General features: G+C 27.4%; 16 protein-coding genes. 4 read left to right on the forward strand and 12 right to left on the reverse strand.

Annotation, left to right across the window (positions count from 1 at the left end; translation table 11 throughout):
* The 4 genes from ruvA to bpuSUM_RS00140 form a co-directional block, all read right to left on the reverse strand.
* On the reverse strand, positions 1-594 hold the full coding sequence (ruvA, locus tag bpuSUM_RS00125) for a Holliday junction branch migration protein RuvA (RefSeq protein WP_247065125.1): 594 nt from the start codon (positions 592-594) through the stop codon (positions 1-3).
* Positions 595-680: 86 nt separating this feature from the next.
* A complete protein-coding gene (gene ruvC / locus bpuSUM_RS00130) occupies positions 681-1,160 on the reverse strand; it encodes a crossover junction endodeoxyribonuclease RuvC (protein WP_247065127.1) in 480 nt (159 codons plus the stop codon).
* Between the two features lie 31 nt (positions 1,161-1,191).
* The gene (locus bpuSUM_RS00135; protein WP_247065129.1) at positions 1,192-1,923 is read right to left on the reverse strand and encodes a YebC/PmpR family DNA-binding transcriptional regulator; all 732 of its coding nucleotides are present in this window, start codon (positions 1,921-1,923) and stop codon (positions 1,192-1,194) included.
* Positions 1,924-2,829 carry a bifunctional 5,10-methylenetetrahydrofolate dehydrogenase/5,10-methenyltetrahydrofolate cyclohydrolase gene (locus tag bpuSUM_RS00140; protein ID WP_247065131.1) on the reverse strand — a complete coding sequence of 302 codons (906 nt, stop codon included), beginning with the start codon at positions 2,827-2,829 and terminating at the stop codon, positions 1,924-1,926. It lies immediately after the preceding gene.
* Positions 2,830-2,988: 159 nt separating this feature from the next.
* Between bpuSUM_RS00140 and bpuSUM_RS00145 the strand changes: the two genes are divergently transcribed.
* Positions 2,989-3,624, forward strand: coding sequence for a BB0027 family outer member beta-barrel protein (locus bpuSUM_RS00145; RefSeq protein WP_247065133.1), 636 nt, complete (start codon positions 2,989-2,991; stop codon positions 3,622-3,624).
* A gap of 6 nt (positions 3,625-3,630) precedes the next feature.
* Positions 3,631-4,662 carry an outer membrane protein assembly factor BamB gene (bamB, locus tag bpuSUM_RS00150; protein ID WP_247065135.1) on the forward strand — a complete coding sequence of 344 codons (1,032 nt, stop codon included), beginning with the start codon at positions 3,631-3,633 and terminating at the stop codon, positions 4,660-4,662.
* On the opposite strand, the gene bpuSUM_RS00155 is transcribed toward bamB, so the two are convergent.
* The 3 genes from bpuSUM_RS00155 to lepB (bpuSUM_RS00165) are packed head-to-tail and all read right to left on the reverse strand — an operon-like array spanning position 4,648 to position 6,687.
* Complete coding sequence (locus tag bpuSUM_RS00155; protein WP_247065137.1) at positions 4,648-5,079, reverse strand: DUF188 domain-containing protein; 432 nt, start codon at positions 5,077-5,079, stop codon at positions 4,648-4,650. The genes bamB and bpuSUM_RS00155 overlap by 15 nt on opposite strands.
* Complete coding sequence (lepB, locus tag bpuSUM_RS00160) at positions 5,069-5,704, reverse strand: signal peptidase I (RefSeq protein WP_247065139.1); 636 nt, start codon at positions 5,702-5,704, stop codon at positions 5,069-5,071. The genes bpuSUM_RS00155 and lepB (bpuSUM_RS00160) overlap by 11 nt, the downstream gene beginning before the upstream one ends.
* A 2-nt stretch (positions 5,705-5,706) precedes the next feature.
* Positions 5,707-6,687, reverse strand: a complete 981-nt coding sequence (lepB, locus tag bpuSUM_RS00165) for a signal peptidase I (protein WP_247065141.1) — start codon at positions 6,685-6,687, stop codon at positions 5,707-5,709.
* Positions 6,688-6,879: 192 nt separating this feature from the next.
* On the opposite strand from lepB (bpuSUM_RS00165), the gene bpuSUM_RS00170 reads away from it, so the two are divergent.
* Positions 6,880-8,349, forward strand: coding sequence for a PEGA domain-containing protein (locus tag bpuSUM_RS00170; protein ID WP_247065143.1), 1,470 nt, complete (start codon positions 6,880-6,882; stop codon positions 8,347-8,349).
* Between the two features lie 2 nt (positions 8,350-8,351).
* On the forward strand, positions 8,352-8,801 hold the full coding sequence (gene smpB / locus bpuSUM_RS00175; protein WP_421623012.1) for an SsrA-binding protein SmpB: 450 nt from the start codon (positions 8,352-8,354) through the stop codon (positions 8,799-8,801).
* A gap of 216 nt (positions 8,802-9,017) precedes the next feature.
* On the opposite strand, the gene bpuSUM_RS00180 is transcribed toward smpB, so the two are convergent.
* From bpuSUM_RS00180 to bpuSUM_RS00200, 5 genes are all read right to left on the reverse strand, one after another.
* Positions 9,018-9,542, reverse strand: coding sequence for a P13 family porin (locus bpuSUM_RS00180; protein WP_247065145.1), 525 nt, complete (start codon positions 9,540-9,542; stop codon positions 9,018-9,020).
* Between the two features lie 131 nt (positions 9,543-9,673).
* Complete coding sequence (locus tag bpuSUM_RS00185) at positions 9,674-11,560, reverse strand: DNA topoisomerase IV subunit A (RefSeq protein ID WP_247065147.1); 1,887 nt, start codon at positions 11,558-11,560, stop codon at positions 9,674-9,676.
* The gene (locus bpuSUM_RS00190; RefSeq protein WP_247065149.1) at positions 11,560-13,356 is read right to left on the reverse strand and encodes a DNA topoisomerase IV subunit B; all 1,797 of its coding nucleotides are present in this window, start codon (positions 13,354-13,356) and stop codon (positions 11,560-11,562) included. Before bpuSUM_RS00190 ends, bpuSUM_RS00185 begins: the two co-directional genes overlap by 1 nt.
* Positions 13,343-14,116 (reverse strand): lysophospholipid acyltransferase family protein, encoded by a 774-nt coding sequence (locus bpuSUM_RS00195; protein WP_247065150.1) that lies wholly within the window; start codon positions 14,114-14,116, stop codon positions 13,343-13,345. The genes bpuSUM_RS00190 and bpuSUM_RS00195 overlap by 14 nt, the downstream gene beginning before the upstream one ends.
* Before the next feature lie 5 nt (positions 14,117-14,121).
* Entirely contained in the window at positions 14,122-15,573 is a 1,452-nt protein-coding gene (locus bpuSUM_RS00200) for a pallilysin-related adhesin (RefSeq protein ID WP_247065152.1), read from the reverse strand.
* Between the last annotated feature and the right edge of the window lie 10 nt (positions 15,574-15,583).

Here is a 15,583-nt window from a genome sequence, read left to right on the forward strand (position 1 = left end):
CTAACCTGAAAGCTTTCTTAAAATTTCTCTAAACAAAAATTGTTCTTGATCAACTTCTCTCAACATTAAAAATTCATCAATAAGCATAATTTCCTTCATAGCAGCTGAAACCAATTTTCTATCAAAACCCATATTAACAATTGATTGCTCAAGCTCCTTAAATTTCAATACACCTGAACTTGCCTCATTATTAACTTTGATAAGTTTTCCCCTAAGTTTTAAAAAGATTTTACCCGCCATTTTATTTCCAATACCCTTGACATTAGAAATAAGCTTAACATCCTCCCTTTCAACTGCATCTCTAAATTCATTATATTTTATTCCAGATAATATCCTTAAAGCCGCTTTTGGACCTATTCCATCAACACTAATAAGTTTTTCAAAAACTTCTCTTTCTGATACATTTAAAAAACCAAAAAGTCTAATTTCATCCTCTCTAAGATGAAGATAAGTTAATATTTCAACATCTTCTAGCAACCCTAATTCTGCATTACAAAAAGAACTAACTAAAATTTCAAACTCAAAAGGAAGTGCTACAATGACAATACTAGACTCTCGTTTCTCTATAATTTTACCACAAATTTTATTGATCATAGACTTAAACTATAATACATAAAAACTCAAGCATACCTTATTTATATCCAAATTATTATTATATATTTCATTTCTTTTATTAAATTTCACAAAATATGATAATTACCATGACAAATTGCAAGCGCTAATGCATCACTACTATGATCACTAGTAAAAATAAAATCGGATTTCATTCCAAGTAAAATACGAATGACATATTTTACTTGTACTTTTGCAATTCTACCAAACCCAGAAATTGAATTCTTGACCTGTATTGGAGTATACTCATAAAAATCTAAATTTTTCAAAGCAAAAGTTAAAATAATAGCTCCTCGTGCTTCAGACACACTCATAGCTGTTTTTTTATTCTTAGCAAAATAAATATTTTCAATGCTTGCAACATCAGGTTTAAAATTATCAATAATAAGAATAATTTCATCAGAAATTAATTTTAACCTATCTTTCAAAGACATCAAAGGATGAGTTATGACAGTTCCATCTTGAACATACATGTACTTACTATCTTTCCTATCTAAAATTCCCCATTCAACATTTGCAAGCCCAGGATCGATACCTAATATTCTCATAATTAACTTTCAGAAAAAATTCAATGATAAACTAATCAATCTCATCAACAATTTCTAAATTATGCACAACTTCTTGAACATCATCAAAATCTTCTAATTTTTCAATAATAGCAAGAACTCTATCCATATGTTCTTTATTTAAAGAAAGCTTGTTTTCAGGAATAAGAACAATTTCTGCTATATCTTCCTCAAACTTAGTTCTCAAAATAGATGAAATAGCTTCAAAATTTTCAGCACTTGTTATTACTTCTATCTGAGGCCCTTCACTATAAATATCTTCTGCACCAGCTTCTAATGCAAGCTCCATTATTTCATTTTCAGAATATTTATCTAAACCATAAGAAATTAATCCTTTTTTATGAAACATATAAGATACAGAACCTGGAGCACCAAGAGAACCACCGCTCTTTGAGAGAACACTCCGTACCTCACTTGCCGTTCTATTTTTATTATCAGTTAAGCACTTAATTATTAAAGCTACACCATAGGGCGCATAAGCCTCATAAGTAAGTTCAAAATATTCAGCACCTGTATGATCCCCAATGCCCTTCTTTATTGCCTTTTCAATATTATCCTTAGGCATATTAGCAACTCTGGCTTTATTAACAGCAAGTCGTAATCTAGAATTAGATTCAATATCACCTCCTCCCATCTTAACAGCAATGCTTATTTCACGAATTAGTTTAGTAAAAATCTTATTTCTCTTAGCATCAAGAGAACCTTTTTTTCTCTTTATAGTTGACCACTTACTATGACCAGACATTCAAACCTCCACCAACTTTTCTAACTTTTCTAAAATAGAAAACTTATTATGCCTAATTAGATGGGCCTTAATTGTATTAAACATCAACATAAGAACCGTAACAGGGCCGATTCCACCTACTACAGGAGTAATAAACTTAGCTTTTTCTTTAACTGATTCAAAATCAACATCTCCTATAAGAACATTATTACCATCAATCTCTACTCTAGAAATACCAATATCAATAATATAAGGATGTCCATCAATCATACTAGCATTTATTAATTTAGGTTTTCCAACAGCAGAAATAATAATATCTGATTGTCTTACATAAATATCTAAATTAGTACTTTTACTATGACAAGTAATTACAGTAGCATCATAGGGCTTAGAAGAAAGCAAAATAGAAATAGGTCTCCCAACAAGAGAACTTCTTCCAATCACAACAACAGTCTTACCAGAAATTTCTATTCCCTTATCAAATAAAACTTTTAAAACAGCAAAAGCTGTACAAGGAATAAATCCTTTCCTATCACCCGAAATTAACTTGCCCAAGTTAATAGCAGAAAGTCCATCTACATCCTTAGTACTCATTATACTGTCTAAAACCATATTTACATCTATTTCACTAGCAAGGGGCAATTGAACAATAATTCCATCAGTATATTCATTTATATTTTCAGTCTCGATCAATGTCAAAATATTATCTTGTCCCGAATTACCAGCTAACTTAATAACATGAAAATTAATACCAATTTCTCTAGATACTCTTTCCTTAACAGCAACATAAAGTTTACTTGTAGGGTTATCATTTGCCAAAATCACTTTTAAAGAAACTTTATTCACTAAATCATGATGAATTAAAAAATCTTTAAGTAATAAATAATATTGATTTGCAAAAAATTTACCATCAAAAACATTGCTCAACTCAGTTCCCTCACCAATTTAGATCAAAACATTATATATTATACTATACTTGTATTGTAAGTATAAATAAAAATAGATTCACACAAAAATTAATTGTAATAAAACATATTTTTCAATATAATAACTTTTAAATAAAGAGTTTTTGAAATATGGAGAATAATGAAAAAGAATTTTTTAGTTGGTCTCATCTTACTATTCTTATTGCATGCAAATGTGAACAAAATTGAAGCATATTCAATTGATAGAAACGGAAATTCTATTATAGAAGTAGATTTAAGCTTAGGAATTCCCCTTTTTTACCATAGTTTATCAAAAGTCTTTTCTTCAAATCTGTACCCAGGAGGAATTGGGGCACTTAAATATAAATATCACATCCTAAGCAGCTTAGCTATAGGGTTTGAGATTAGATACATGTTCAATTTTGATATCAATCATTCATTTAACCTATTAAATCCTGATTCGGGCATAGGTAAGACATTTAGTACAGTGCCTATCACATTCTTAATAGCCTATGTTTTTGACATAGGTGAAATGTTTCAGATACCCATATTTTCAAATATAGGATTTTCTTTAAGCTCCTACGGAGATAAAAGTGATAATATCTCAAATTTAAGGACTTTTGATGCAATGCCTATAATGTCTATTGGCTCTGGAATCTTATGGAATTTCAACTACCAATGGGCTTTAGGAATTACAACTGCATGGTGGACAATGTTTGAATTTGGAAATATGGCTAAAACCGGACATTTTTTAATAATATCACTCTCGGTAATAGTGAATATCAATAAATTGTAGGTAAATATGGATAAAAAAAGTTACAAAAAATTCATGATAATAATGTTAATAATGTTAGTTTTATCATGTTCAAGTGAATCTATATTTTCTCAGCTCAGCAAGTTACAAAAAATAAATAGTAATAATAACATTTTAGACACTTCAAGTCCAAGTGGCATCTCATTAGTCAATGATACCCTTTATATTTCAGCCATGCATTTATTTAAAAAATCAAATGGAAATGTTGAAAGAGTAAATTTTAGCAATTCTTATGAATTTGTAATTGACCTTGTAAATATATCAGGCAAAACATATTTACTAGTTCAAAATAAAAATGGGCAACTAGAACTCTACTTTCTTGAAAGCAATAATTGGAAACTTCTATTTCAAAAGAATCTAATCCCAATTAAATTCTTAAAATCCATAGGAACAAGTGGTATTACTTCTGCTTTCATCCTAGCATTAGGAGAAAATGGAAATCAAACTATTCTAAATATAAATGGAAATAATGAAACTCCCAACAACACAACTAACAATGATAAATTTTATCAAATTTCAAATGACCAGAAGTTCATTACAGGAAAATTTGCAAAAATCTGGAAACTAAACGGTGACGGAGTTATAAATGTTAAATCAACAAATGAAATAATGGCAATAATAGAAACAAGTATCCGTGGCACCAAAGAAACTTTGGTGTTTACTGGAAAAGATCATGATACATCAGATCACAAATTCCAAATATACTCAAGCACAAATAATTATCAAGATCCAATATTCAATCGAAATGGCATAGGAGAATTTATTGCATACTTTGCAAGAGAAGTTGATGGAATAATACTTATCGGCAGTAATAATGGATTTGTAGAACTTGTAAGGGATAAAAACACATTTGATCTGCAACCACCTTCACAATCTGTATTACCAGGTTCTTATAATGGTTCACAACTAAGTAAAACAAGACTTAATGATATTATACCCACATCAAATAAAACAATTTACATACTAACCCAAGGAAAAGGATTATGGAAAATTGAAAATAAAAAGCTAATTAAAGAATAAACGATGAAAATTCATTGCAAAATTTGAATACCGAACTTTATTAGTTTCTTCATGAAAATATTTTTTAACTTTAATACCTAAATTAATATTTAATTTAGATCTAAAATGCAAATAATTTATATTATTTGTATCAAAAATTTGTCCCTCATCATTCATAACTTTAATTTGCAAATTCAATAAGTTTTTAACAAATAATATGTCCCTGGTAACCACCATACTATTCTTATCAATTAATTCTAAAATCAAAGAATCAACATCACTTACAATTTTAACAGAAGTATTTTTTGACATCTCTAAATTTAAATGCCTGTTTGCAACCAAAATAAGCCTCACATTTCTATGGGAAACAAAATTTTGTAAAAATTTTATTATTTGTAAATTACAAGAATCAGCATCAACAAAAATTTTATTTAACAATTTTATAATCCATTATCCTTAATACTAAGAAAGACAAAATATGAGATTGTTTAACAGGCCCAAATACTCTAGAATCATTTAAAATTTTCAAATTCTCATTTAAGAGAAAAAATTCATTTTTCTTTAAAGCAAAACACTTAATTACTTCATTAAAGTTAAAAAAATCATTTAATCTATAACCACTCATAAAATTACCATTCAAATAATAAGAATTATCATCTATCCTATGAACCAAGATATCAAAACCTTTAACATAAACTAGATCTCCCTGAGTAGCAACTATTTTTGCAATTTTATAACTTCTTGTATTAAAAATCTTGTTTAAAAAAAATAAATCCCTAAAAAAATTTAAAACAAAATTTCTCCTTAAATTTGAATCTTCATAAAGCACAATATCATTCACTTTAAAAGGAACAAAAAAAGATCGCATATATTTTGAAATAAAAACCAAACTATCATTTTTTGTTATTAAAGGCAACATTTCATCACCTTGAAAAATAAAAATTTGTAAGACAAATTTTGTAAAAAAATAATTTAATACCAAAAACAACAGAATAATCTTAATAAATTTTTGTCTTCTCTTTTTTCTTAAAAGTTTTTGTTCAAAAGTTAAATATGCTGCCATATTTAAATCAAACCTATTCTAGAAAAAGGGAAATACATGAAAAAAGCTCTACCAAGAATTTTACTTTTATTTATAACACCAAAAAATCTACCATCATAAGAATTATCTCTATTATCCCCAATAGGCAATACATATCCATAAGGCACATATATTCCATAATCCCTTATTATTGCCTTTTCCATATAATAATCAACATATGGCATGAAAGCTACCAAATAACGATATTCCAATCTTTCAATTTCAAATCTATCAACTTCCCTAACATTAAAAAATGAAAAATCAGATATATTCTCTAAATCAACACTCAATTGATTTAATGCAATAAACATAGCAAGATTATCATAAACCTTATAGTCCGCATCTTCTATAAGCTTCTTAATACCAAAATTATATCCTAATGAAGCTTTATAAGAATTTTCTTCTATAAAATTTTCTTCGCCTTCCTTCTTAACAAAAACTGTCCCATTTCGAAATCTTACAAGCTTACCATCCGCAAATAACGCTCTTTTAACAAAGAATCTAACACTAGGATTTCCATTTTCATCTCTATCAAGATCAACAAAACTAAAAGACAACATGTAAAGTAATCTATGCAAAATATCAAAAAACAGCCCTTTTGATTCATATTCTACATTTTCAAAAATCACAATCTCTGCTTCATTTGGCTCTTTTATTCCATTTATTTTACATACTCCTGGCAAAAGTTCAGGTCCATAAGAAAATTTATCTACAAATAATAAATCTCCAATTTGAAGAGTATTTTCCATTGATCCTGATGGAATTCTATATGCTTGTAAAAAATATTGATTTATTCCCAAAACAAAAATCGAAGCACCCAAAAGTTCAAGTAAAAAATTAAGCATAAAGCCTCGTCTTTTAGCTTTAAGTTTATAAAAATACTTACTTTTTTTCCTATAAGTTAAATATTTTTCAATAATCTCCACTAAAAAGCTGGCAAACTTATTTAATTTTTCTAAATACATACACTTATCCTCAAAAATAAATTATACATAAAATAAATAATTATCACTATCTTCATAATCACAAAGCTTTATTAAAAAGAACAAAATATGAAAGAAAACATAAATATATTTGTTTATATTTTCTTTAACTAACATAAATAAAAATACATGTAATATTGAATTTCTTTTCATACTTTTTTATAATCGTTATATATGCTCAAAGAGAATGATGGTCTTGATATTAATGAAGAATTACTTACAGTAAAGTTAAAGCCAATATTAGGAATAACCCCAAAAATTTACGTTTTATTTACAATAATTATCCTACCTTTAATATTAGTATTTAGTTTAATCATAAATACCAAATTAAACAATCCTGGAGCATACTTAAAGATAAAAACCAATGTCAATAATGCATATGTTTACTTAGACGAAAAATACATTGGAAGAACCCCACTAAAAAAATACATAAATGCTACTAAAGGAACCTTAAAAATTCAAAGACTTGGATTTGATACTTATGAAAAGAAAATTGATATACAAAATAAATTTTTCACAAGCTATCAATTCAACATTGATTTAAAACTAAAAAATCCTGATAAGATCATTGCACAAAGACAAAAAGAACTCTCAGTTATGACAAAAATTAAAAACAATAACGACAATATACAATTAATCCCCGTATTCTCATTAATTGTAAACGACTTACAGAACAGCCCAGAACATATAAAGAAATTCTTTAAAACATCCATTCCACATATACATTCAAATACAATGTTTAAAGACTTTCTCATAGCATACAAAAATATTTATTCAATAAACAATAATAACAGCAAAGAAATATGGCAATCTCTTCAACAAAACTTTAATTTGGAAAATAGGTCAATAATTTGGTTTTTTAAAAATTTAGATAAAGAACAACAAAAACAAATATCCAACGAAACATGGTTTCAAACACTAATAGAAAAAATAAAAAATGAAAATAAAGTATTAAACTTTGAAACTAAAAATATAAATTTACATCTAAAGAATTTTAAAAAGATAGCTCCACAAAATATTGAAAGTATCCAAAATTACAAATTATATTCACAAAATCTCACACTTAAGACTACATATAAATTAAAAGAATTTTTAATCCAAAACAGAAATGTAACTAAAACCGAATATCAAAAATTTTTAAATGAAAATCCAAAATGGACACTAAATAATAAAGATAATTTAATAAAAGAAGAACTTGTAGACGAAAGTTACCTTAAAACCTTTAAACAAATGCCTTCAAATGAAGATATTACTCACATATCTTATTATGCAGCAATAGAATATACTAAATGGTATTCTTCAAATTTACCTAAAGGATTTAAAGCAAGACTTCCTATATCTCAAGAATGGGAAGTATATCAAAAAGAAGTACCAAAATCTATAGAAAGTTTAAATATGAATGAAATATCTAAAAAAGTTGGTTTTTGGAATTTAATGCAAAATCCAAACATTAATAACTCCATATTATTTCAAGACGAAAACGATATATACTATGCGAATTCAAACTTTAACTCACTAATCACTGAGATTAGAACATACAATTATAATAACAACTCAACACTTCAACCTTCAACTCAGGCTTCATTCCTAAAACATTGGTGTTCACCAAACATTGGATTTAGACTAGTTATTGAAAAGGAATAGGTGTGAGTATATTACTGCTTGAAAACAAAAAAGCAAGATTCAATTACTTCATTGAAGATAAAATAAACTGTGGAATCATCTTAAAAGGAACTGAGGTTAAATCCATTAAATTAAAAAAATTTTCATTTAATGACAGCTTTGCTAGCATTAAAAAAGATGAAGTATGGCTTGAAAATTTACATATAGCAAAATATAAAGAAGGTAATCTCTTCAATCATGAAGAGATAAGACACAGAAAACTTCTTTTAACAAAAAAAGAAATACAAAAACTAAAAAAATTTAAAGAAAAAGAAGGATACACATTAGTCCCTATCTCAATTTATCTGAATAATTCATTAATAAAAGTAGAACTTGGGGTATGTAAAGGAAAAAAATTATTTGATAAACGAGAAGTGTTAAAACAAAAAAGCATAAAAAAAGATTTGAACCGTGAGATCAAACAATACAGATGAATCAAATACAATTTATAAACCATGTAATAAATAATATTAAAGCACAAATAAAAATCACTTACTTAAAAAACAACACAATAACAAAACATTATAAATTAGAAAAATGAAACATATTCTTGATAGGTAATGAAAAACAAATATTACCAAAATTCTCATAAAATGAGTAATCATAATTAATATACTACAATTACTCAATTTTTATTTTGATTTTTATAATCAATACCTCTTAGTGAAAGAGACTTCAAACATTAACCTAGCATCTTCATTAAAATTCATATCAACTTCTGGTTGCAATCCTCCCAATGTTATTCCCAAATTCTCTTGAAGTTTTCTATTATAACTAGAAGCATATGTAAAAGGAAGTATAGCTTCAATAATTCGTGTTAAAATTAGAGTAGCTCCCCCTGCCGCCGCTAAAGATAAAGCAAGTACTGTTGGTTTTTCCTTCTTTTTATAATGAGATTCAATTATAGAATATGTACCATAACTCAACAAACCAATACTTAAAGCATCAAAGCCTAAACTCAGCAAACCACCAGTAATATCTCCTTGTACTAAAGATCCTACCCCAAAACCTACAAAGACATTCAATAAAAAAGGCATTACAGGATCTTTTTTATAAGTTTCATAAAGTAACATCTTTTCCACACTGCCATTACTACTCACAAGTTCATCATGATTTTGAGCAAAACTAACAAAAGCACAAAAGAAAACCAACATTAAAATCAATATTTTTTTCATAAAATACCTCCCAAATATAAACTGCTCAATCTTTGCAGTATATATCGTATCATATACTTCATTACATACTTATTACATTTTTTATTATATACTTATTAATCAAATTATTCAATCTTTAATTTTGATACGAATCATTTAAACTTAACCTTCTTAATAACACCGCTTGAAATTCTCTTACCCATAGAAATACGTGATTTAATTATAAAATCATCAATGCTAATAATTTTAACAATATCTTTACTAGTAGAAAATTCTACAAATTCTGGATTTAAAGCAAAATCTATAAATTCATCTCCATCATTTAAAAAATCATAAACCTTGTCTGTGATAAACTTATCTATCTTAAACCTCTTAACATAATAAAAATTATTAGGTTTATTTAGATAAATTATAGAAAATACTTGATCTTTAGAATTATTGATATCATACACTAAAATATTCACATTATTCTTATCAATGAATGTTTTATCTTCAATATTTTTCAAAACATAAGAATTTTTCTTAAATATCAATATTTTATCATAATAGCTAGCATTACCAATAAATTCACCATCAATAAGACTAGTTCCAACAAAACCTGCCTTTAAGTTCAAATAAACCTTCATATTCTTAGTAGCTATTTCTTTAACATTTTTTGACTTAATAAGGGATATTTCCGTTTTTCTACGATAAACTTTAGAATATTTTGCAAGCAGAGTATCAATAAAATTTATTGAAAAACCTCTAATTGATTTAATATTACTCTCTACACTTTTTAATTCTTTATTTAAAGTTCGAATATGTTTGTTATTTTTATCAATATCAAACATACTGATTTTCCTAATAGGAATTTTAAGTAAATTTTCAATATCATCTAAAACAATCTCTCTATACAAAAAACTATCTTTATATTTTAAAATTTCACTTAAAACAATATTAACAATATCAGATTCTTTAGAAATAGTCTCAAGAATTTTATAAATCTTCTTTTCAATAAAAATTTGTTCTAGGGTCTTAGAAAATATTTTTTCAAGTATTTTATTTCTCTCCAATTCAAGTTCCATCTTTAAAACCTTTTGCAAATGCTCAGCATGAAACTTGATAATATCTGTAACAGTATAGATAACAGGATATCTATCACTCAGTAAAAGCAAATTAACAGAAATAGAAACTTGACAATTTGTATAATGATACAATTTTTCAATAACTTCACTCGCATAAACTCCTCTTGGGAGGGTTAATTCAATCTCAACATTTTCGGTAGTAAAATCATTAATACTTGAGACTTTAATATAATTTTTCCGAATAGCTCTCTCAATTGAAGCTATCAAACTCTCAGTAGTCTCTCCAAATGGCAATTCCTTTATTAAAATGGCCTTATTATCATCTGTAGGTTCAATCCTTGCACGAACCAAAACTTTTCCATTTCCATCAGCATACTCATTAACATCGACTATTCCACCAGTTGGAAAATCAGGATAAAGCTCATAAGACTCCCCAAGCAACTCACTTTTAACAGCACTTAAAATCTCATTAAAATTATGAGGAAGAATTTTAGCAGCCATGCCAACAGCTATCCCTTCACTTCCCTGCACAAGTATTACAGGAATTTTAGCAGGAAAAATTAAAGGCTCATCATTGCGACCATCATAAGAAGGTTCATAAGAGGTTATTTCCTTGCTATAAAGCACTTCAAATGCTAGAGGGGTTAATCGACATTCAATGTAACGCGATGCAGAAGCAGGATCTCCTGTTAAAAGATTACCAAAATTTCCTTGCTTTTCAATAAATAAATCCTTATTTGCCATATTAACAAGCGCTTCATAAATTGAAGTATCACCATGGGGATGATATTTCATTGTATTTCCAACAACATTCGCAACTTTATGAAAATTGCCATCATTCATCTCAAAAAGAGAATGTATGATTCGTCTTTGCACAGGCTTAAATCCATCAATAACACTAGCAATTGCACGATCTTTAATGACATAAGATGAATACTGTAAAAAATTATCCTTAAGTAATGTTTTAATATCCATTAAATTAAATTCTCCATAATAAAGTTTCGCCTCTCAGGAGTATTTGGTCCCATATAAAACCCTAAGTGCTCTCTTATTTCCTTAATATTGACAAGATCTACTTTTGTAAGTCTAATACTAGAAACATCAATAAAACTCCTAAACTCACTTGGAGAAATTTCTCCAAGTCCTTTAAATCTTGTAACTTCAGGATTCTTAAGTTCACGAATAGCTTTTTGCTTCTCTTCTTCAAAATAACAGTAAATAGTGGAACTTTTATTTCTTACTCTAAAGAGTGGTGTCTCTAAAATATACATATGTCCATTCAAAACTAAATCTTCAAAATAAGTCAAAAAAAATGTTATAAGCAAATTTCTAATATGAAAACCATCAAAATCTGCATCTGTAGCAATAACTATTTTATTATATCTCAAATTTTCAATTGATTCTTCAATACCAAGAGCCACCATCATATTATACAGTTCTTCATTTTTATATATCTCAGATTTATTTTTTTCAAACATGTTTTGTGGCTTCCCACGAAGAGAAAATATAGCCTGCGTATATACATCTCTACAAGACACCATTGACCCTGTTGCAGAATCTCCTTCTGTTAAGAAGATCATAGTCGAATCAGAATGCATACTCTTTTCATTAAAATGAAATTTACAATCTTTAAGTTTAGGAATTTTAAAAGATATTTTCTTTGCTCTCTCTTTTGCCTCTTTGCGTACACTACTTAATTCTTTTCTAAGACGCTCATTATCAACAACTTTATTTTCAATTGCCTTTGCAAGGGTCTTATCCTTATAAAGGATTTCCAAAATTATCCTTTGTACTTCTTTAGCAACACTGCTTCTAGTTTCAATATTACCAAGCTTATTTTTAGTCTGACTTTCAAATATTGGGTCTTTTATCTTAACTGAAAGTGTAGCTATAAGACCTTCTCTAATATCAGTAGATGAATATGTTTTTTTTAGAAAATCATTAATGGCTCTAGCAAAACCTTCTCTAAATCCTGTCTGATGGGTACCTCCATCACTAGTATATTGTCCATTCACAAATGAAAAATATGTCTCACCATAATTATTTGTATGAGAGAAGGCAAATTCTAAAGTCTTACTGGAATAATAAACAAAATCATAAAGTAAATCTTCACCCTTAATCTCAGCATTTATAAAATCGAGAAGTCCATTATCAGATTGAAAAATTTGACCATTATAATTAATTTTTAAACCTTTATTTAAACAAGCATAATGAAAGAATCTTCTTCGTAAAAAATCTTCACTATATTTATATTTACCAAAAATCTCTGTATCAGCTAAAAATTCAATATAAGTGCCATTTTGCTCATTCGATTTTCCTTCTGTAGTATTAATTAAATTACCTTTTGAAAAAATTGCCTCAAAGAAATTTCCGTCTCTGATTGACCTTACTAAAAACTTTGAGCTTAAAGCATTAACCGCTTTAGTTCCAACTCCATTAAGTCCCACAGAAAATTGAAAAACATCATCATTATACTTAGCACCAGTATTAATAACAGAAACACTCTCTACAACTTTTCCAAGAGGAATTCCACGACCATAATCTCTTACACTAATTATATTATTTTCTTTTTTTATCAAAATTTCTTTGCCATGGCCCATAATAAATTCATCAATTGAATTATCAATAATCTCTTTAACTAAAATGTAAATACCATCATCAATATTAGAACCATCTCCCAATCTCCCAATATACATTCCAGACCGCAACCTAATATGCTCAAGGGAAGACAAGGTAACAATCTTACTCTCATCATAACTATTTGTCTTCATTTAAATTCCTATCAACATTATATTGAATTTTCATATTTTCTAATTTTTTAATTATCTTATCTCTAACAATAATATGAAGCCTCGCCTTATCATCATCTGTCAAATTAGAAACATCTATTAAAGAATGAACATGTACATATATGGATAAACCTGAATTCAATATCAAATTTTTAACAAAAACCTTATGTGTATTAAACAAAGTCACAGGAATAATTGGAGAATTTGTTCTTAAAGCCAGATTAACAGAACCTCTTTTAAAATCTCTTGTCCTACCACCTCGATTTCTAGTCCCCTCAGGAAAAATTCCAATAGCTCCACCTTCTTGAATAACTTTCGCTGCTTTCCTTTGAGCAATAGCAGAAGATTTTAGACTATTCCTATTTATAAAAATAGATCCCATAGAAATTAATAGAAAATTAATTAACGGTATTTTTAAAAGGGATTTCTTAGCAACTATCACAAAAGGTTTCATAAAGACATAAATTAAAAAAAGTGGATCCATTGAAGCAATATGATTTGCCATAATTACTACACCATCCTCAGGTAAAGAATAATCATCATCCTTTGTAACAATAACTTTAATTCCAGAAAACCACAAACTGATCTTAATAGCAAATCTAACTAATATAAAACTAAACTTTATAAAATAATTTTCAAACCTAAAAATCTTAAAAATTAAAAATACTGGAAATAAAACAGTAAAAACCAAAACAAAGAAAAAAAAATTAATATAAGTAACAATACTCCTTAATATCTTCATAAAATTTAACCTAATTTTTCTATCCTTTCAAGTTTCAATTTTTGCCCCTTAACCAGACTTACTTCATCTTTTAAAATTTTAATAGGATTAAGGAGAATTGTAGAAAATTTTTGTTTCTGAACTATTCTCTCGCTATACTCAATAATAAAGGCTTCACTTATCTTATTTTCATCCATACTAATTTCATACTCAAGTACTAAATTACTATCTAAACTAAAAACATTAAAAATTCCATAATAAATGTTATCTCCAACAATATAAGTAAGATTAGGATAAGAAAAATCATAAATGATATCCTTCCACACATAATTACCACTTGGAATAAACAAAGAATTCTTATCATCCTCAACTAAAACAGAATCATTAAATCGCTTAAAAACACCTGAAAATCCATATTTATCATAAGCATCTGTTCCAGTATCAATTTTTATCTCAATATTATCAATGTCAATAATTTTAATCCAAAAATTATATACTATTAAATCTGAAAAAATAGATTTGGTACTGATATTAAGAGTATTATAAGCAGGTCTTGAGATATACTCAATATGTGCAATTTCTTGAGAATTGTTTTTAAAAATACTAATTTCATTAAGATGCCTATTAAATGATAAAAATAAAGCATCCTCAAAATTTGACTTCCTTAAACGCTGATGTGCATTACTATCATACCAAACGCCATATAAAAATTTATAAACTTCTTCTTTGGGTAAATTTTTTAAAGTTTTATATACATCATTATCTATCCGCCTGACTTTTTCACTAGCAGATAAAGGATAATATTTACCTTGCAATTGAGAATACTCATACTTTTCTATTTTACTTACTATCATATCCTCACCCTGCTTCTCATACCTTTCCAAAGAAATAGAATAACTCTCCCTTGATTTTTTATCATCATAAGCTGAGGATCTATCATACTTATTTATAATAATACTTCCATTCACCTTATCAAAAAATATAGGTCTATACGAAGCGACATCATTAGCAACCGCTCTTTGAAAGACATACAACACAGAATCTTCATCTAAAAAACCTTGGATTACTATATCAAAATTATAATCACCAGTAATATCTTCAAGATAAATATTGTAAGAACTTTTAGAATCAATATTTACTTGGGTTTTAAAAAGAACGACTGCTTCATGATTCTTTGGATCAAAACCAATAATAAATAAATAAGTTTTAAGATCTGCAAAATTCTGTGCTAAAACCACCTGTTCAAAATAAACATCCAAATTTAAATTTTCCTGATGAACTGACAAAATTTTGTAACCCTTAAGGTCAATCAAAGAACCAAAAAAATCTTCTCCAGTATCTCCACTTAAATCTGTATCAGAATAACTTATTTCACTAATTTTTTTCATCTCTTTATTAAAAATAATAAAATCCTTGCTGCCTTCAACACAAGAGAATAAAGTTACAAAAAGAAATATAATCCATTTTTTAAAACACATATCACATGAT

The sequence above is a fragment of the Borrelia puertoricensis genome (assembly GCF_023035875.1).
In the GTDB taxonomy this organism is placed as follows: domain Bacteria; phylum Spirochaetota; class Spirochaetia; order Borreliales; family Borreliaceae; genus Borrelia; species Borrelia puertoricensis.